A 17,033-nucleotide genomic window follows, 5' to 3' on the forward strand; every position below is an offset into this window, starting at 1 on the left:
GAACAGTTTTTCTTGATTTTTCGTTACAAAGATTGACAAATTTATCCTTTTATTTTGGCGATAATAATAATTACCCGGCGACAAGCCCGAAAAAATAATGGAAATAGGGAAAGACGGACGAGGCTGGGACTAACTAACTGGCAATAATGATAGCGAGAAAAGAAGTAGTTTAGTAGTGCCGAATTCTCGTTCCCGATCATTTAGGAGGTAGGAAAGATGACAATTTATGTCACCCGCGAGGGGGATAAACTGGTGGCCGATTCCCCACTGGAATTGGTGGAAAAATTACAACAATGTCAGGGTACAATGACGGAAACAAGACAGGACTTCATGACTCGGATGGCCAAGAAGATGGTGGCCAGCCAAGGCGTTACCGTTCCTATCACCGATCCGGAGAATTTTATCGCCGAGCTAATCCACAACGATTTTCTCAGCGTGGTGGACAGTATTGATGGCTGAAAGTCGGCCGGGGAATTGGCGGCAAAACTTAGCCCCTAGGGTTCCTAACACTCAACCCCACTACCCTAGGTCAAAAAGCAAAATTTCCGAGTCTTCTAGGGATTGAATAGCCAAAGAGGTTTCGTCGCTAATTGCCGCTCCATCCCCCGCTCGTAAATGCACGCCATTCACGGTTATTTGCCCTCTAGCCACCTGTAACCAGCCATAACGACTGGGAGCTAAGGAATGGGTGAGGGACTGGCCTGGGGGCAAAATTCCCGCGTAGAGATTAACGTCTTGATGGACTTTAACCGCGTTGCCGGCACCGGTGGGAGAGGCGATTAACTGTAAGGTATGGGGAGAAAATTCGATCGCTTTTTGTTGATAACTGGGTTCTAGATTTTTTTGATCAGGAATAATCCAAATTTGCAGAAGATGGAGGGGATTAGTGGCAGAATGATTAAATTCACTGTGCTTTATCCCTGTTCCTGCGCTCATCCGTTGAATTTCACCGTGTCGAATCAGGGAACCCGTGCCGAGACTGTCTTGGTGTTCTAGTTCTCCCGCCAAAACATAGGTTAAAATCTCCATATCCTGGTGTCCGTGGGTGTGAAATCCTTTTCCTCCAAGGACTTTATCCTCGTTAATAACTCTGAGACTCCTAAAATTAATCTGTTGGGGATCATAATATTGGGCAAAAGAAAAAGTATGATAGGTATCCAACCAACCATAGTTAGCGTGGCCTCTTTCCTCCGCTTTGCGTATAGTAATCATCAGTTTTCCTCTTTTTTATCTCTATTATATTCTCAAGGCTTTTTGCTAGATCAACTAAGGATAGCTGATGGGTTTTGTTATCCCTTTTCTGTCAGAGTAGGGATAGAAAGTGTAGATAGTCAAGGTAAGCGCATCTTAACAATTTTTGACAAAATCAACCTAGAGGGCGATTTGGGTATATTTGGGTAGAATTTGCCCTCTCAATTGTTAAGCAACAATCGACCAAATAGGTCAAGTTTGTAACTATTCTGATTGACTGCTATCATTTGAAATGCCTAGACAGCAAGCGGCTGACAAAATTAGCCAATTATCGACAGCGTTTGAGCTGCGCTTACCCAGGTAAATAGTGTAATAAAACTTAATAAATTATCCTGATTGATGACTTGACAAGAAAAATTATTACTGTAAAATTGCAGGAAAGAATGTAGTTACTCGAAGGAGTTTCAGTCAAATGATTAATACTCGGTTAAAACCCGTCACTACGGGTCTCATTGGTGCTGTAGGTTTGGGGGTTGCTTTATTAGGGATGCCAGAAGCGGCGAAAGCTGCAACAGTAGTGGCAGGAACAGATTATCTTAGTTCACCTGCAGGCTCTAACTTTGTGACTATTGATGGATTGGGAACAGTCCAATTAAAAGGACTACCCTTTGGCCCTGGTAACACTGATACTACTGTTGAACGGCAAGCTGACTGTGTTTTTAATGCGGGTACTTGTAATATTCCTATTGAGATGACCAATCTCTCTTTAATAAGCATTGACCCGGTAGCTATTAATGGTCAGTTAGTTGATCTGTTTGTTAAGATTGCCCCCGGAAGCAGGTCAACTGGGATAATGACAATCAATCAGGATCATACATTTAGCTCTGTTTTAAACTTAGATTGGCAAGTTCTAGCTGCTCCAGTAGGTAGTGGGATGCAAAATGCTATATGTGTGGCTGAAATTGCTGCATTGCCTGGGTTTGAAGCTGACTGTTCTTTGCTTACCCCAGATCAATTAACGGCTAGTGGAAGTTGGGGATCAACACCTCCTCCTGGTGCTGTAATTGTCAAAGGACCGGTCGGTGATCAAACAGCGAATCTTCATACAAATCTGGGTGCTGATCAGATGGACTTTTTCTTGATAGGTGATGTTGAACACAATCACAGAGACTATGCTGCTAACCATACAGTGAGACAAGCAAAGGTACCTGAACCTTCAACTGTATTAGGCTTAATTGCGGTAGGTTTAAGCTCAATAGTCGGATTTAAAGGCAAAAAAGAGCCAAAATAAGCCTTTGATCGCTTCTTTTTTACCAAGAAAAAGCCCCCCATTGGGGGCTGAGGAAGAATGTAGTTACTTCTTGGAGTATAGCAAATCATGTCGAGAATTGGCAAATATAGCTCGATTTTTGTTTATTGTTGCGGTAAAAACGCCTAACTGTAGCATTTGGGCAGATTACTTCATAAGTTGCAGTTCAGCTGGCTTGAGCGAGATTTCAGGTCAAACTTAAGTCAAATCTCGCCAATCTATCCCTAAATCTTGTAACTTCCGAGCCATCTTTTCTGCCACTTCTTCAGGGGTGGGAACAAGTTTACCTTCAGGGGTAAAAAAGCGTAATTGGCTGTCATGAATCCCTAAAAATAATTCTAACTGTTGACTCCATAACCAGCCCTGTTCATTCGCTGCAATTTCTTCGTATTTTCCTACCATCAACTGAAAACCCTTAAATTCTAAACTATTGGGATCAAACCAAAAATAGTTAGGAGTCCGGAAAGTTTCCTGATAAATTTCTTTCTTGAGACCTCGATCAGTTTCTGCCGTTGAATCAGACAAAATCTCGATGATGACATGGGGATATTTCCCCTCTTCTTCCCAGACTACCCAACTTTTACGCGGTTTTCTTGCTACTCCCAAAACCACAAAAAAATCAGGACCCCTAAAATATTCTGATTTACGTTGATTAGGGCTGTAATAAATAGTCAGATTACCAAAAGCATAGAAATCTTGGCGGTCTTTCCATAATAACTCTAGTGATTGGATCAAAAGCATCAATTGACGCAGATGTAACTCTGTTTCCATAGGGGGTTCATCACTCAGTAAATCACTTTTGGGAAAGATAATTTCCTTTAACTCATCTTCAACAATAACCATGACAACCACTCAATTATTTAATCTTCCCTATTTTAGCTCTTCAGTAGAGCGTTCTACTGTTTCCTATCAACCCAACCGTTTAGCAGGATTACGACGCTTTGCCATAGCGATTACCTTTCTCAATATTTTAGGTCATACTGTCCTCGGATTTGAACAATCTTGGGCGCAACCTCTGGTGGCTTTAGCAACAGGTTACAGCGTAGAATTATTATTAGAAAGCGTTGATGCTAGGGTAAATGGCTTTAAACCTAGATATTTAGGAAGTATCGGTCAGTTTGTCGATTTTCTGCTTTCTGCCCATATTACCTCATTAGCGATCGCTATGTTACTCTATGCTAATGAGCGTTTATTTCCGATTATGTTTGCAGTAGCGGTGGCTATCGGATCTAAAGCAATTTTTCGGTTAAAAGTGGCAGATAAAACCCGTCATTTTCTCAATCCTTCTAATTTTGGTATTAGCGTTACCTTACTCTTATTTCCCTGGATTGGCATCGCGCCCCCCTATCAGTTTACCGAGAATTTAAGCGGTTGGGCAGATTGGATTTTACCCGTCTTAATTGTTTGTACGGGAACGTTTTTAAATGCCCGTTTTACTCGTAAATTGCCTTTAATTGCGGGATGGTTAGGGGCTTTTATCTTACAAGCAATCCTTAGAAGTGCTATCTTTCACACAGCGTTAATCCCCGCCCTATTACCCATGACAGGGGTGGCTTTTGTCCTCTTTACTTTCTATATGGTAACGGATCCGGGAACAACACCGATTAACCCCCGTGAGCAGATAATTTTCGGGGCATCTGTAGCCGTTGCTTATGGCATTTTGATGTCCTTTCATGTTGTTTTTGGGATGTTTTTCGGATTGACGCTGGTGTGTTGTTTCAGAGGGTTGATATTAGCGGTTGAACCCCTGAAAGCAAAATTACCCCTAGTACAGGCTTCCGGCATTTTATCAACTCCTTAACCACCAAGATGCTTGTACTAGCAAAAAACTCGTGGGTGCAAGTTTCTGGCACTCCCTACAGTAACATTCTCCTGGTCATTGACTATGAAAGCTTCTCCTCAAATTGCTATTGTTGGCATGGCTTGTCTTTATCCTGATGCCGATTCTCCACAGGAATTATGGGAAAATGTCCTGTCTCAGCGTCGGGCATTTCGTCGCTTTCCCTCAGAGCGATTATCGTTAAGTGACTACTATTCTCCCGATAAAAGCGCCCCCGATGTCATTTATTCGACTCAAGCTGCCGTTATTGAGGGCTATGAATTCGATCGCATTGCTTATAAAGTGGTGGGGAGTACCTTTCGTTCGGCTGATTTAGCCCACTGGTTAGCGTTAGATATTGCGTCTCAGGCGTTGAATGATGCGGGATTTCCCGGCGGAAAGGGGTTAAATAAAGAAACAACCGGGGTTTTACTGGGAAATACCCTCACAGGCGAGTTATCGCGGGCTAATACCCTAAGATTGCGTTGGCCCTATGTGCGTCATAGGGTAGAAGAACAATTATTAAAACAAGGATTATCGGACAAAGAACGGCAAATTTTCTTAAATGAATTAGAAAATCGCTTTAAAGAACCCTTTGAACCGATTGGAGAGGAGTCTTTAGCGGGAAATCTTGCGAATACGATAGCGGGGAGAATTTGTAATTATTTTGACTTAAAAGGGGGCGGATATATCGTCGATGGGGCTTGTAGTTCCTCTTTACTGGCAGTAGCGAATGGTTGTTCGGCTTTAGTAGCTGAAGATTTAGATATCGCTTTAGTCGGGGGTGTGGATATTAGTATGGACCCTTTTGAGTTGGTGGGTTTTGCCAAAACGGGGGCCTTAGCCTCTGGGGAGATGAAAGTGTATGATCAAGGGTCTAATGGGTTTATTCCGGGGGAAGGATGCGGTTTTCTGGTGTTAATGCGTCATGAGGATGCCCTAGCCCAAAATAAACGGATTTATGCTGTTATTCAGGGTTGGGGGATTTCTTCCGATGGCAAAGGGGGAATTACTCGCCCAGAAGTGGAAGGACAGTTATTGGCTTTAAATCGCGCCTATAAACGGGCTGAATTTACGGGAGATACTATAGCTTATTTTGAAGGCCATGGTACGGGAACGGCGGTGGGTGATGGAACCGAATTAGAAGTCTTATCTCGTATTCATCCAGATACGGTAAATAAAGCCGTTATTGGTTCAATTAAAGCGAATATTGGCCATACTAAGGCGGCGGCAGGGATAGCAGGGTTAATTAAGGCGACTATGGCGGTTCATCGTCAAATTTTACCACCGGTGACGGGATGCGATCGCCCTCAGGCTCGGTTAACCGAAGACAAGGCAAGGTTACAGGTATTAAAAGAGGGGCAAATCTGGCCAAATTCCTTACCTTTACGGGCAGCAGTGAGTGCCATGGGTTTTGGGGGCATTAACAGTCATATTATCATCGAGGGATTAAGTCAGATTCGTCGTCACACTTTAACGCCACAGGAACAAAAATTAATCCATTCTCCCCAAGATGCGGAGTTATTCCTATTGAGTGCAAATAGTCAAGAAGACTTACAAGCACAGGTTAATCGGTTATTAAATATTGTTCCTCGCATATCCCAGTCAGAAATGACGGATCTTGCCGTTGAATTAGCGAAAAAGGTAAATCCTCATTTACCCTATCGTCTGGCCATTATTGCATCTTCCCCCGATAGCTTAACCAATCACCTTGTAGGAGCGCAAGGCTTGCACTCGTTGATCCCCCCCGGTCAAAATTTAGATAATATCTTTACCAATAACGAAAAACAGATCAATAAAATAGGTTTTCTCTTTCCGGGGCAATCCGCACCGGTTTATCTTCATGGGGGACTCTGGGAAAGACGTTTTCCTGTGATTAAACAATTATATAACAAGGCTCAGTTAGCCAAGGGTAAGGATAACACGGTCACGAATATTGCTCAACCGGCGATCATTACGGCTTGCCTAGGGGGGTTACAACTCTTAGAAAACTTAAATATTAAAGCAGATTTAGCCATAGGACACAGTTTAGGGGAATTATGCGCTTTATTTTGGGCAAATGCCTATGATAAGACTCAATTAATTAATCTAGCTAAAATTCGCGGTCAAGCAATGGCACAACTGGGCCACCCAACAGGTAGAATGGCCAGCATTAACGCCGATGCAGAAACGGTTAAAAGTTTATTAAATGGACGTATCGTTGAGATTGCGGGATTAAATTCACCCTATCAGACAATAATCTCAGGAGAGGCATTAGGGATTAAGGATGTTGTTGAAAAAGCCCAAAATAAAGGTATTAAAACCGTTTATTTGCCTGTCTCCCACGCTTTCCATTCTCCCCTAGTGGCCCGGGCTGTGCAACCCTTAGAAGATTATTTACAAACTTATCCCTTAAATTCCCTGGAAAAAACGGTTATTTCTACCGTAACGGGCGAAAAATTGCCATTAAATACCGACTGGCGCTCGCTTTTGTTAGAACAAATCACCTCACCGGTGCGCTTCATCGATGCAGTCAAGTCAGCAGAGAAAGAGGTTGATTTATTCATTGAAGTGGGTTCCGGTTCGATATTAAGCCGTTTAGTGGCAGATATAACGGATATTCCCGTAATTTCTCTCGATAGCAGCAGTGAGTCTTTACAAGGGTTATTGAAAACGGTTGCAGTGATGTTTGTTAATGGTGTCAAGGTTAACTATCAAGGGTTATTTGAAGATAGATTTAGTCGTCCCTTTAATTTAGACTATCAACCCCATTTTATTGCCAATCCATGTGAGATTAAGGCAAAAGGCAAAAGTCAACAGGCAAAAGTAGAGAATATTGATCTTTTATTACCTAATCATAGCCAAAAACTCAAACCTGAAACCTCAAACCTCAAACCTGAAACCTCAAAAATTGAAGTTATTCGTCAATTGCTGGCACAAAAAACAGAATTACCCCTAGAAACCATTGAAAATCATCATCGCTTGTTGGCGGATCTGCACCTTAATTCTATCAGTGTCAGTCAATTAGTGATCGAAGCAGCGCGTCAGTTAGACTTATCTCCTCCCCATTCACCGACAGATTATGCCAATGCAACTATTCAGGATCTAGCGGCAGCTTTAGAAGAATTAGGCAAAAATAATCCCCCAATTCCTCAAGAATCAATCCCTATGGGTGTTGATAATTGGGTGCGTGCGTTTACGGTTGAATTAATCGAAAAACCGTTAATTAAATCAGATAAAAAGCAAATAAATCGAGAAAAAGCAGGAAATTGGCATATTATCGCCCATGCTGATCATCCTTTATTGCCTAACTTATCTGTTTTACAACCCACCTTAAAGCATGAGCAGGAAAAAGGGATCATTATTTGTTTAAAACCCTATCCTGATGAATCAGAAATCGATTTGCTTTTAAAAGTGGCAAAATTATCTATAAAAGAGAAAAAACCCTTGATTTTGATTCAACAAGGAGGAGGATATGCGTCCTTTGCGAGAACTTTTTATCTAGAAAATCGTCAAATTCCTACCTGTGTGATTGATATTCCTTTTCATCATCCCAATGCAGTTAATATCATTCTCTCAGAAATCACTGCAACCGATAGCTATACAGAAGTTTATTATGATGAAAACGGAAAACGGTTTGTTCGTCAATTAAACGTATTAGGGTTAGAAAAAGATACCGATAACCCTAAGCAGAAAAAAGCCCTAAAAAGGTCAAATAAAAGCAAAATCAAGGAGCTTCTTTTGGTGACGGGGGGAGGGAGAGGTATTGCCTCAGAATGTGCCTTATCCTTAGCTAAAGAAAATAAAGCCACCTTAGCGATTTTAGGACGTTCTCAACCTGAAGATAACCGAGAATTAGCCGAAAATTTAGCAAGAATGAAGTCTGCAAACATCCAAGTTCATTATTATTCTTGTGATGTCAGTGATGCTGAGTCAGTTCAGCAAACTATCGCCGAAATTAAGACAAATTTAGGAGAAATTACGGGAATTTTACACGGTGCAGGGGTTAATACACCGAAATTAATTCAACATCTCGAACCAGAAGATTTCTTAGCAACTTTAGCCCCAAAAGTCAAGGGTTTGCAACATATCTTAACGGGAATTAACCCCGATTCTCTCAACTATTTAATCACCTTCGGTTCAATTATTGCCGAGACTGGATTGAAAGGAGAAGCAGACTATGGGTTAGCCAATGAATGGTTAGGGAATATTGTAGCGGAATTTAGTCGAAAATACCCTAATTGTCGCTGTTTAAACCTAGAATGGTCGGTTTGGTCCGGTATTGGCATGGGAGAACGTTTAGGAACAGTTGAAAAGCTAAGAAATGAAGGTATTACCCCTATTTCTCCCGATATTGGCATTAAATACTTACATTTACTTTTAAATCAATCCCTAACCACTGCCTCTGTCATCATCGCCGGGCGTTTTGGTGAACCTCCGACTTTAAGCTTAAAACCGCAAGAATTATCTTTTTTACGCTTTTTAGAGACAAAGAAAGTTCATTACACGGGAATTGAACTGATTACTGAAGCAGAATTATCCTTAGACAATGATCCTTATTTACAAGATCATGTTTATCAAGGAGAATACATTTTCCCCGGTGTCTTGGGGTTAGAAGCGATCGCGCAGGTGGCCACTGCATTACTCCCCACCTTAGCAAGGAAGGAGGATCAAACCCTTAACAAGGGGGAAAACCAAGATCCCCCTTCCGTCCCCCTTAACAAGGGGGAAACTGGAGGATTAAGGTTTGAATCGGTTAAATTTAACCGTCCGATCGTGGTTTCTGCCGATCAACCCTTAAAGATACAAATTGCTACCTTAATCACCGATTCTGGAAAGGTTAAGGCCGTTATTCGCTGTGCCAATACAGGGTTTAGTATCGATCATTTTGAAGCCATCATCAGCCATTCTCCTGTGGGGGCGCCAGACTGTCGCCCATTGATTCCCCCTGTCCCCCTTAAAGAAGGAAAAAATAACCCTCAAATTAATCCAGATAAGGACTTATATGGTCATTTATTGTTCCATAAAGCAAGATTTCAACGAATTAAGGGTTATTCTCATCTCAAAGCAACCGAATGTATTGCAGAAATTAAGATTGAGCCAAAAACTGCTTGGTTTAGTCGTTATTTACCTCAATCCCTGATTTTAGGCGATGCAGGGGCAAGAGATGCCGTTATCCATGCTTTACAAGCTTGTGTTCCCCATGCCACTATTTTACCCACTGGCATAGAACGCTTAACGGTATATTCTGTCAATTTAGGCGAAAATCAGTTTGTTTCAGCCAAAGAAAGACTGCATCAAGGAGATACCTTTGTCTATGATCTTGAGGTATTGGATGACGATGGCAATCTCTTAGAAGTGTGGCAAGGATTGGAATTAAAGGTGATTAAACACAGAAATCCTCAAGATCCCTGGATTCCAGCCCTTTTACCCTGTTATTTAGAACGAAAGATTAAGGAGGTGATGCCTAATGTCGATTTAACTTTAATTCTCGATCAGGATGCAACGGTAGAAAGACGAGTCAGAAGCGATCGCAGTTTAGGGATGTTAACCTCATCCCCTAGTGTAATTCAGCGTCGGGGGGATGGCAAGCCCGAATTAAGCGATAACGAGGCGGTTTCGGTGTCTCATGCGGAAGATTTAACCCTTGTGCTTAAGGGTGCGTCAGGATGCGATCTGGAACCGATTATCCCCCGTGATGTGCAGATGTGGCGCGATTTATTGGGGGAAAATTCCTTTAATTTAGCGGAGGTAATTAGTCAAGAGAATCATGAGGATTTTAATATGGCAGCGACTCGCATTTGGTCTGCTAAAGAAAGTATTAAGAAAGCGGGTTTGAGTCTCGATATCCCGTTAACTTTATCGTCTTTCTCTCAACAATTAACCCCTTTATCCCCTATTTTGTGGTTATCTTCAGGAAAGGATTTAATCATCACTTTACCTGTTTCTTTCCGAGAAATCAAGACAGCTTTCATCTTGGCAATATTTGTCCAAACAGTTCAGAAAAAATCGGACTTACTTCAGACAGAACCAGCAAAGGTTTTCTGATAAAAATTATCCAGTTTTACCCTTTTTTAAACCACAGGAGAACCAAATCATGACTACAGTTCGACAAATTCCCAACCAAAGAAACCCTATTCAACTGATTTCAAATATCATCCGTTCTTTCGTTTATGCGATGAATGGACGCTGGCATAAATTGGGGATGCAAATCTTTATGATAGTGACTATTGCCCACATCTCAGAACATATTATTCAAGCTTATCAATTGTGGGGTTTAGGATGGCCGAGACCAGAATGTTTAGGGTTATTAGGACTCTGGAAACCTTGGTTAATGCGCTCGGAATGGCTACACTATGGACACGCTCTTTTTATGTTATTAGGGTTAGCTATTTTTCGTCCTTCTTTTCATGGAAAAGCTCGTCTTTGGTGGGATTTGGCATTAGGATTACAATTCTATCATCATTTTGAACACGCTTTACTCTTAGGACAGGCAATTATTGGTCAAAACTTATGGGATTCTCGCGTTCCTATTAGTATTGGACAAATTTGGTTTCCTCGGTTAGAACTACATCTTTTCTATAACTTAATGGTTCTAATTCCCATGATGATTGCCATGTATTATCATCGTTTTCCACCTATGAATGAGGGGAGATTAGTTTAAATTTGAGTCCAAGTCAAAGAAAGTATTAAGAAAATGGGGGTAAATGAGTATTTACCCTATTCTTCTAGTTAATTGTGCTGAAAAGTTGTCTCTAGTCCTTAAAAAAGGCATGATTGCTCTCCTCCTCGTATTAATTAAGATAAAGAGTCATTAACTAAATGTTGAAATTCCTCCAATGAATTAATAGTAATACTGGGAACAAAAAGACTCTCTAAGACAGACACATCCTCAATTTGGTTAATCGTTTCAATCAGGGAATTAGGAATCTCCCCAAAACGACTTTGTAAAGCTAAAATAATATACTTTTGGCTAGTTAATTTAGCTCCTTCTTCGAGAGCCATTTCTTCTATGGTGCTTAAAAAAGGCATGATTGCTCTCCTCCTCGTATTAATTAAGATAAAGAGTCATTAACTAAATGTTGAAATTCCTCCAATGAATTAATAGTAATACTGGGGACAAAAAGACCCTCTAAGACAGACACATCCTCAATTTGGTTAATCGTTTCAATCAGGGAATTAGGAATCTCCCCAAAACGACTTTGTAAAACCAAAATGATATGTTTTTGGTTAGTTAATTTAGCTCCTTCTTCGAGAGCCATTTCTTCTATGGTGCTTAAAAAAGGCATTTTGTTTTCCTCCTCGTATTGACTGAGTTTTGTTTTAAAGTTAAGTTGAAGTTGCGGGGGTAAGGTCATCATTTTATCAATGAATTTCCCTAGATTGATAATCTCAAACTTGGTTAATCCCCTTTGATATAAACCTCTGACTAAGTTCCACTTCCATTGTTCACGCTCCCTGAGATTATTAGTCGTAGCCTTAGTTTTTAGGTGTGCCATGACTATTATAGCCCAAATATTCTCACTTTGTTCTAAGTCTTCCCATTGATAATCCAATAATTTGACCATTAAAAAATCGACTCTCACTTGACTTCCCCCTAACCCATATTGATAAAAATCAGGTCGCCAAGACCTACTTTCATCCCCTAAAATAGCTAAACTAATAACAGGTTTATGGTACAAATCAAAGGCTCGATAATTATAAATAAACATTCGTTGAGGGAATTTTAGATCATATTGACTTTGGACTTCAATATGAATTAAAAGCCAGATTTCCTGATTATCTAATAACCAAACTTTCAATAATTTATCAGCATAGCGTTGCTCAGTTTCCGCAGCTGCCGTAATTTGTTCTAATTCTTTATCAAGGGAAATAGGGGTTTGATTCCAGTCAATTTCTTGATAAATATTGGGATAAAAGAAGTTTAAGAACTCTGCCAAATAAGTGCTAATCGCTTCTTTCCATGTTTTGTCGTAATTAGCTGTCACCTCAGCCATGCCTTTCCCACCTAATTGCTATATAATAAATAATATCCTAATCTTTTAAAAACAATGGACAATTCTAACCCTACTCCTATCCCCTGCGAAAATAGTGATACTTCTTCCTTAGAAACCGCTAACCACAAACCCTTTTGGAAAGCTATTGTGGAAATTGGTGAAAAAGTTCCCATTGAAGAGTGGAACAAATTACCTAAAGATTTTGCTCGCAATTTTGAACATTATATGTATGGCGCACCCAGAGACGAGGATTACGAAGACGAATGAGAAAGATTTTTTTAGATACTGCTTATCTTCAAGCACTGGTTGACACTCGTGATAGTTTACATCAATCTTCTGTAGCTATTACCGACGAGTTAGATATATTTCTATCTGTTACTAGCGAAATGGTGTTAACTGAACTACTCAATGCCTTATCTGGAAGGGGTGGGTATTTAAGGGATGCTGCCCTAGATATTGTGGATAAATTACACCAAGACTCATCAGTAGAAATTATCCCTCAAACCTCTCAGTTATTTACCGAAGCATTGCTATTTTATCGCCAAAGACGAGATAAAAGCTATAGCTTAACAGATTGTGCTTCGATGTTGATTATGAGACAACAAAATATCTCCGATGTTTTAACTTGTGATCGCCATTTTCAACAAGAAGGATTTAAGGCACTACTGAGAAATTAGGAGGTAAAATAATTAATTGACTTTTTGAGCTACTTCTGCTAAACAATCAAAGTGACGACCATATTTAACAATAATCGTCATCGATCCTCGATAATCAATTAACCCTGTCATAACGGCTTTAACTGCACCAATTTCTTGATTAACAAATCGTTCCCAATTCTCTCTAGTCGCTGAAAAAATCGGTAAAGATTCATCCATTTCCTCAATCAGTTCTAAACTAACAATCTGACCCTGATCATCCCATTCTGAACAAACAGAAACTCCCTGATGATCACTAAACCAAAGAATTACTTTTCCCAATTTAGTGAACTTTTTACCTAAGTTTTCTTGTTCGTTCCATGTCGTTTGATAGGCAGACCACCATTCTTGAGAAAAACGAGTTAACGGTTGATTCATGAGGTATAATCAGAAAATAAAAAACTTGTGTTTAGTTTACCATTATCAGGATAACCTATGATCATCTTAAAATTCCTACTTTATGCCCCTCAGGGTAAGCGCATCTTAACAATCCTTGACAAAATGAACTTTATATGGTTTGCCTACCCAGAGCGCGGTTCAGACATATTTGAGTAGAATTTGCCATCGCAGTTGAGAGCATAACTATTCTGATTGACTGGTATGATTGCAAATGTGTAGAGGACAAGCAGCTGACAAAATTGGTCAATTGTCAATAGCGTTCTTTTAAAACCGTTGTTAATCTCGAAAAATCGCTAAATAATCATGATGAAAGCCTACGAATATCATCACATTGTCAGTTTTCAAGAAACTAACTTAGTCGGTAATGTTTATTATGCCAATTATGTGCAATGGCAAGGTCGTTGTCGAGAAATGTTTCTCAAAGATAATGCCCCAGATATTATCACAGAATTATGCCAAGGACTAGCCTTAGTAACGGTTCGAGTATCCTGTGAGTATCTGTCCGAATTATTTGCCTTTGATCATGTTATTATTCGGATGCGTTTAGGAGAGATTAAACAAAACCGAATTACCATGTTATTTGAATATTGGCGAGTGACTGATGAAGGGGAAGAATTAGTGGCAAAAGGGGAACAACAGACGGCCTGTATGCGACGAGAGGATGGTGAAACCAGACCCACTCCAATTCCCGCTCAACTGAAATTAGCTTTAGAGAAATATCACATCGCGAGCTAAAGGATAATTCTAGGAATGTGAGATAAAAATAACCGATAAAAAATGACTCTCCTAGACTGGTTATAGACAATTAGTGGTTTAAATGAGCTTAACCCGAAACTTCCGTAGCTTTCATTTATCCCAGTATGAGCCGACTCCTGTTGAGGCGGCTTGCCTAGATGACCACACTACCCGTAAACCTTTTCAAACATCCTCTAAAAAATATCGGCAGGATCGGCATATTGGAGCTTATTAATAGCCGTGGCTCCAGCAATCAAGGACATGAGCAAGGTTAAGCCAAAGACGAATATTGCTCTAGTAGGGGTCATTTCAATGGGAAGTAAAGTAGATTTTTGGGTAAAATAATACTGAATCATCCCTAATAAAAAGCCAGGAATATAACCCAATACTGCAATAATCAGAGCTTGCTGCAAGACAAGCCACAGAAGATAACGATTGTGATATCCCATTGCTTTTAGAGTTGCATATTCTGCTAAGTGTTCTGTAACATTGGTATAAAGAATTTGATAAACAACCACAATCCCCACCACTAATCCTAAAAATACCCCCAAATTAAAAATAAAACCAATAGCTGTACTGGTTGCCCAATAATTTTTTTCAAAGTTAATAAACTCTTGCTTGCTTAATATTTTGACATCTTTCGGCAAATATTTCTTTAACTTTTTGAGTAAGGATTGCCGATCAATATCTGGTTGAAACTTAATTAAGCCAATATCAATGAACCGAGATGAACGATTCTGAAATATTCTTAAAAAGTTAGGGTAGCTCATTAGTAAGTTACCATCTGAACCAAAAGATGTACCTAATTCAAAGAGACCAACCACTTCTATTTTTCGATTATTACCAGAATTTCCCACCTCGGTAATAATAGTTTTACCCTTCTGGAAATCTTCGGCAATATTTCCAAACTCACTACGAGAATTTTGGTCAAATAAGGTGGTATATTTTAGCTTTAATTTTTGCCAATTTTCTTTGATTCCCACTGCCTTAAATGCTTGATATCTTAAATCAATTCCAATTACAAAAATATTACGCCAATAGTTTTTTGTATCAGGATTTTTCCATTGAGCATAGCCTACATAGATTGGACTGACTAATTCCACTTCATTAAAGGATAAGGTTTGTAATAGTCTTCGCTCACTAAAACTTTCCATGGCAATTAAGGATGTAGAACGAGGACTAATCAGGAAAGCATCACCTTCTAAACTATTATGTAAATGAACAGCACTCTCAAATAAAGCATCTCGAATTCCCAACTGCATAAAAATAATTACAGTCGAAAAAATAATACCAGACAGTGCAACAATTAAACGAGTTTTTTTATGAGCTAATTGTAACCAAGCGGTGGGAATATTCATCTTATGAATGACTTATTTAGTTAGGGTGAATGATAACATTAACTTTTAAGTTAGTTAACCGATTAACTTTAGCACTAGAGAGATGATCTAAGCTAATTTTTACCTCTACGACTCTAGCATCTGTATCGACAACAGGATCGGTTCCTAAAACATCTTGTCGTCCCACTTTCCAACCTATTTCTTCCACGGTTCCCTTTAAATCTCCGAGCATTTTATCAGTTTTTATCGTTACAGATTGACCTAATTTAACTCGACTAATATCGGTTTCATACACTTCTGATGTCACATACATTTTTTGAATGTTTCCCAAATCTAAAATCCCTTCATTTTTCACTAATTCTCCAGGGAAAGTATGAATTTTTAAAATTCTTCCTGCATGGGGCGCACGCACATAGGATAATTCTAATTCTGCCTGAGCGCGTTCTACATTAGCCTTAGCTGTCATTACTTCATCTTGAGCAATTTGAAGATCAACAGGACGAATTTCCGTCACTGCACTTAGCATAGCTTGGTTTTCTTGAATTTGTTGTTCTAAAGTCTTAAGAGTTCGTTGTAGATTGGCTCTAGCTTCCTGAATTTTTTGTTCTAAAGTATTCGTAATGCGTTGCAAGTTAGCCTCAGCTTCTTGGAGTCTTTTTTCTGTAGTTGTCGCCTCTAAACAAAATCGCTCTTTTTCCCCTTGAGAAACTGCACCATTACGGTATAAAGATTGATAACGTTGACAATCTGTGAGAGAATTATTCAATTCTGCTTTAATTCTTTCAACGGTAGCTTTTTGTCCTAGTTTTTCCCCTTCAAGTTCCGATTCCAAACTAGAGATCGCTGCTTTTTGCCTCATTATTTGTCCCTCTAATTCCGCTTTGCTTTGACGCATACGGGAATCTTGAGCCATAATTTCGCCTTTTTTTGCCCCTTCTCTCACTTTTTCGAGTTTAGATGCTGCTAAACCCAGATTTGCTTGAGCTTGTTTCAGGGCTGCTCGCAAACGGGCATTATTATCTAAAATAGCAATAATTTCGCCTTTTTCAACTTTTTCTCCCTGTTTTACCAGTATTTTATCCACTCTACTTCCTTCCAAAAAGGCAGTGGCTGATATTTGAGTAATTCCACCTTGGGGTTCAAGATAACCAAGGGCAGCAACAGCTTCGGGAGTATCAGGAGAAACCGTCGGGGAAATCGATAACTGGGAAGCTTTCAAGGATGATTCTGGTCTAAAATAGACGATAATAACGGTTGTTCCCAAGCTAAATCCCATAAAAGCTCCTAAAAGACCCCAAAACCAATATTTTAAAGAATGGGAATTTTGAAGGCGAAAGTTAGCCATGGTTGTTGACAGGGATAAGGATTCATCGGCCTAAAATTGATTAATTCTTAAGATTACAGTGTTTCTGCTCAGGATGAAGTGTAACCTAATTTTATCGACTGGCTCGCCAAAACGACCACTTCGTACCTCATTATTAAGATAACTGCTATAATATCAAATCAATTTTGTTTAAGGTAACATGAGGTCATATCTTAGACCTCCCATCAAGGGTTGTCAACTTTGTCAAC

At 39.8% G+C, this 17,033-nt stretch carries 15 protein-coding genes; 8 read left to right on the top strand and 7 right to left on the bottom strand.

Annotated elements, in window-relative coordinates:
• Positions 1 to 216 precede the first annotated feature (216 nt).
• Positions 217 to 459, top strand: a complete 243-nt coding sequence (locus tag B5D77_RS14000; RefSeq protein WP_008206005.1) for a hypothetical protein — start codon at positions 217 to 219, stop codon at positions 457 to 459.
• A gap of 60 nt (positions 460 to 519) precedes the next feature.
• Here B5D77_RS14000 and B5D77_RS14005 read toward each other — a convergent pair whose 3' ends face one another.
• A complete protein-coding gene (locus B5D77_RS14005) occupies positions 520 to 1,212 on the bottom strand; it encodes a pirin family protein (RefSeq protein WP_008206003.1) in 693 nt (230 codons plus the stop codon).
• A gap of 451 nt (positions 1,213 to 1,663) precedes the next feature.
• On the opposite strand from B5D77_RS14005, the gene B5D77_RS14010 reads away from it, so the two are divergent.
• On the top strand, positions 1,664 to 2,482 hold the full coding sequence (locus B5D77_RS14010) for a PEP-CTERM sorting domain-containing protein (protein ID WP_106909046.1): 819 nt from the start codon (positions 1,664 to 1,666) through the stop codon (positions 2,480 to 2,482).
• Between the two features lie 216 nt (positions 2,483 to 2,698).
• On the opposite strand, the gene B5D77_RS14015 is transcribed toward B5D77_RS14010, so the two are convergent.
• The gene (locus tag B5D77_RS14015) at positions 2,699 to 3,343 is read right to left on the bottom strand and encodes a Uma2 family endonuclease (RefSeq protein WP_079209467.1); all 645 of its coding nucleotides are present in this window, start codon (positions 3,341 to 3,343) and stop codon (positions 2,699 to 2,701) included.
• On the opposite strand from B5D77_RS14015, the gene B5D77_RS14020 reads away from it, so the two are divergent.
• The 3 genes from B5D77_RS14020 (at position 3,342) to B5D77_RS14030 (ending at position 10,962) form a co-directional block, all read left to right on the top strand.
• Positions 3,342 to 4,301: an enediyne biosynthesis protein UnbU gene (locus B5D77_RS14020; protein ID WP_106909047.1), complete on the top strand. Its 960-nt coding sequence runs from the start codon at positions 3,342 to 3,344 to the stop codon at positions 4,299 to 4,301. The genes B5D77_RS14015 and B5D77_RS14020 overlap by 2 nt on opposite strands.
• 84 nt (positions 4,302 to 4,385) lie before the next feature.
• The gene (locus tag B5D77_RS14025; RefSeq protein ID WP_106909048.1) at positions 4,386 to 10,346 is read left to right on the top strand and encodes a type I polyketide synthase; all 5,961 of its coding nucleotides are present in this window, start codon (positions 4,386 to 4,388) and stop codon (positions 10,344 to 10,346) included.
• A gap of 49 nt (positions 10,347 to 10,395) precedes the next feature.
• A complete protein-coding gene (locus B5D77_RS14030) occupies positions 10,396 to 10,962 on the top strand; it encodes a hypothetical protein (RefSeq protein ID WP_002762574.1) in 567 nt (188 codons plus the stop codon).
• Between the two features lie 134 nt (positions 10,963 to 11,096).
• Here the strand turns inward: B5D77_RS14030 and B5D77_RS14035 are convergent, their stop codons facing one another.
• Both B5D77_RS14035 and B5D77_RS14040 read right to left on the bottom strand, forming a co-directional pair.
• Positions 11,097 to 11,330, bottom strand: a complete 234-nt coding sequence (locus B5D77_RS14035) for a hypothetical protein (RefSeq protein ID WP_106909049.1) — start codon at positions 11,328 to 11,330, stop codon at positions 11,097 to 11,099.
• Positions 11,331 to 11,353: 23 nt separating this feature from the next.
• Positions 11,354 to 12,295, bottom strand: coding sequence for a hypothetical protein (locus B5D77_RS14040; RefSeq protein ID WP_106909050.1), 942 nt, complete (start codon positions 12,293 to 12,295; stop codon positions 11,354 to 11,356).
• A 54-nt stretch (positions 12,296 to 12,349) separates the two neighbouring features.
• Here B5D77_RS14040 and B5D77_RS14045 point away from each other — a divergent pair, with 54 nt between their 5' ends.
• A complete protein-coding gene (locus B5D77_RS14045; RefSeq protein ID WP_002762577.1) occupies positions 12,350 to 12,562 on the top strand; it encodes a hypothetical protein in 213 nt (70 codons plus the stop codon).
• Positions 12,559 to 12,972, top strand: a complete 414-nt coding sequence (locus B5D77_RS14050) for a type II toxin-antitoxin system VapC family toxin (protein ID WP_106909051.1) — start codon at positions 12,559 to 12,561, stop codon at positions 12,970 to 12,972. The genes B5D77_RS14045 and B5D77_RS14050 overlap by 4 nt, the downstream gene beginning before the upstream one ends.
• A 12-nt stretch (positions 12,973 to 12,984) precedes the next feature.
• Here the strand turns inward: B5D77_RS14050 and B5D77_RS14055 are convergent, their stop codons facing one another.
• On the bottom strand, positions 12,985 to 13,368 hold the full coding sequence (locus B5D77_RS14055; RefSeq protein WP_002762579.1) for a hypothetical protein: 384 nt from the start codon (positions 13,366 to 13,368) through the stop codon (positions 12,985 to 12,987).
• A 324-nt stretch (positions 13,369 to 13,692) separates the two neighbouring features.
• Here B5D77_RS14055 and B5D77_RS14060 point away from each other — a divergent pair, with 324 nt between their 5' ends.
• Positions 13,693 to 14,124 carry a thioesterase family protein gene (locus B5D77_RS14060; RefSeq protein WP_008205969.1) on the top strand — a complete coding sequence of 144 codons (432 nt, stop codon included), beginning with the start codon at positions 13,693 to 13,695 and terminating at the stop codon, positions 14,122 to 14,124.
• Positions 14,125 to 14,318: 194 nt separating this feature from the next.
• Here B5D77_RS14060 and devC read toward each other — a convergent pair whose 3' ends face one another.
• Together devC and B5D77_RS14070 are read right to left on the bottom strand one after the other, a co-directional pair.
• A complete protein-coding gene (devC, locus tag B5D77_RS14065) occupies positions 14,319 to 15,482 on the bottom strand; it encodes an ABC transporter permease DevC (protein WP_008205967.1) in 1,164 nt (387 codons plus the stop codon).
• 16 nt (positions 15,483 to 15,498) lie between these two features.
• Complete coding sequence (locus tag B5D77_RS14070) at positions 15,499 to 16,806, bottom strand: ABC exporter membrane fusion protein (protein ID WP_008205965.1); 1,308 nt, start codon at positions 16,804 to 16,806, stop codon at positions 15,499 to 15,501.
• Positions 16,807 to 17,033: the final 227 nt, after the last annotated feature.

The organism is Microcystis sp. MC19, from assembly GCF_003019735.1.
Classification (GTDB): Bacteria; Cyanobacteriota; Cyanobacteriia; order Cyanobacteriales; family Microcystaceae; genus Microcystis.

Excerpts from the sequence above, each read along its gene's own strand:
- B5D77_RS14045 (WP_002762577.1), top strand. The coding sequence starts at position 12,350 with ATGGACAATTCTAACCCTACTCCTATCCCCTGCGAAAATAGTGATACT.
- B5D77_RS14035 (WP_106909049.1), bottom strand. The coding sequence starts at position 11,330 with ATGCCTTTTTTAAGCACCATAGAAGAAATGGCTCTCGAAGAAGGAGCT.
- B5D77_RS14050 (WP_106909051.1), top strand. The coding sequence starts at position 12,559 with ATGAGAAAGATTTTTTTAGATACTGCTTATCTTCAAGCACTGGTTGAC.
- B5D77_RS14055 (WP_002762579.1), bottom strand. The coding sequence starts at position 13,368 with ATGAATCAACCGTTAACTCGTTTTTCTCAAGAATGGTGGTCTGCCTAT.
- B5D77_RS14000 (WP_008206005.1), top strand. The coding sequence starts at position 217 with ATGACAATTTATGTCACCCGCGAGGGGGATAAACTGGTGGCCGATTCC.
- B5D77_RS14030 (WP_002762574.1), top strand. The coding sequence starts at position 10,396 with ATGACTACAGTTCGACAAATTCCCAACCAAAGAAACCCTATTCAACTG.
- B5D77_RS14020 (WP_106909047.1), top strand. The coding sequence starts at position 3,342 with ATGACAACCACTCAATTATTTAATCTTCCCTATTTTAGCTCTTCAGTA.
- devC (WP_008205967.1), bottom strand. The coding sequence starts at position 15,482 with ATGAATATTCCCACCGCTTGGTTACAATTAGCTCATAAAAAAACTCGT.
- B5D77_RS14025 (WP_106909048.1), top strand. The coding sequence starts at position 4,386 with ATGAAAGCTTCTCCTCAAATTGCTATTGTTGGCATGGCTTGTCTTTAT.
- B5D77_RS14060 (WP_008205969.1), top strand. The coding sequence starts at position 13,693 with ATGATGAAAGCCTACGAATATCATCACATTGTCAGTTTTCAAGAAACT.
- B5D77_RS14005 (WP_008206003.1), bottom strand. The coding sequence starts at position 1,212 with ATGATTACTATACGCAAAGCGGAGGAAAGAGGCCACGCTAACTATGGT.
- B5D77_RS14070 (WP_008205965.1), bottom strand. The coding sequence starts at position 16,806 with ATGGCTAACTTTCGCCTTCAAAATTCCCATTCTTTAAAATATTGGTTT.
- B5D77_RS14010 (WP_106909046.1), top strand. The coding sequence starts at position 1,664 with ATGATTAATACTCGGTTAAAACCCGTCACTACGGGTCTCATTGGTGCT.
- B5D77_RS14015 (WP_079209467.1), bottom strand. The coding sequence starts at position 3,343 with ATGGTTATTGTTGAAGATGAGTTAAAGGAAATTATCTTTCCCAAAAGT.
- B5D77_RS14040 (WP_106909050.1), bottom strand. The coding sequence starts at position 12,295 with ATGGCTGAGGTGACAGCTAATTACGACAAAACATGGAAAGAAGCGATT.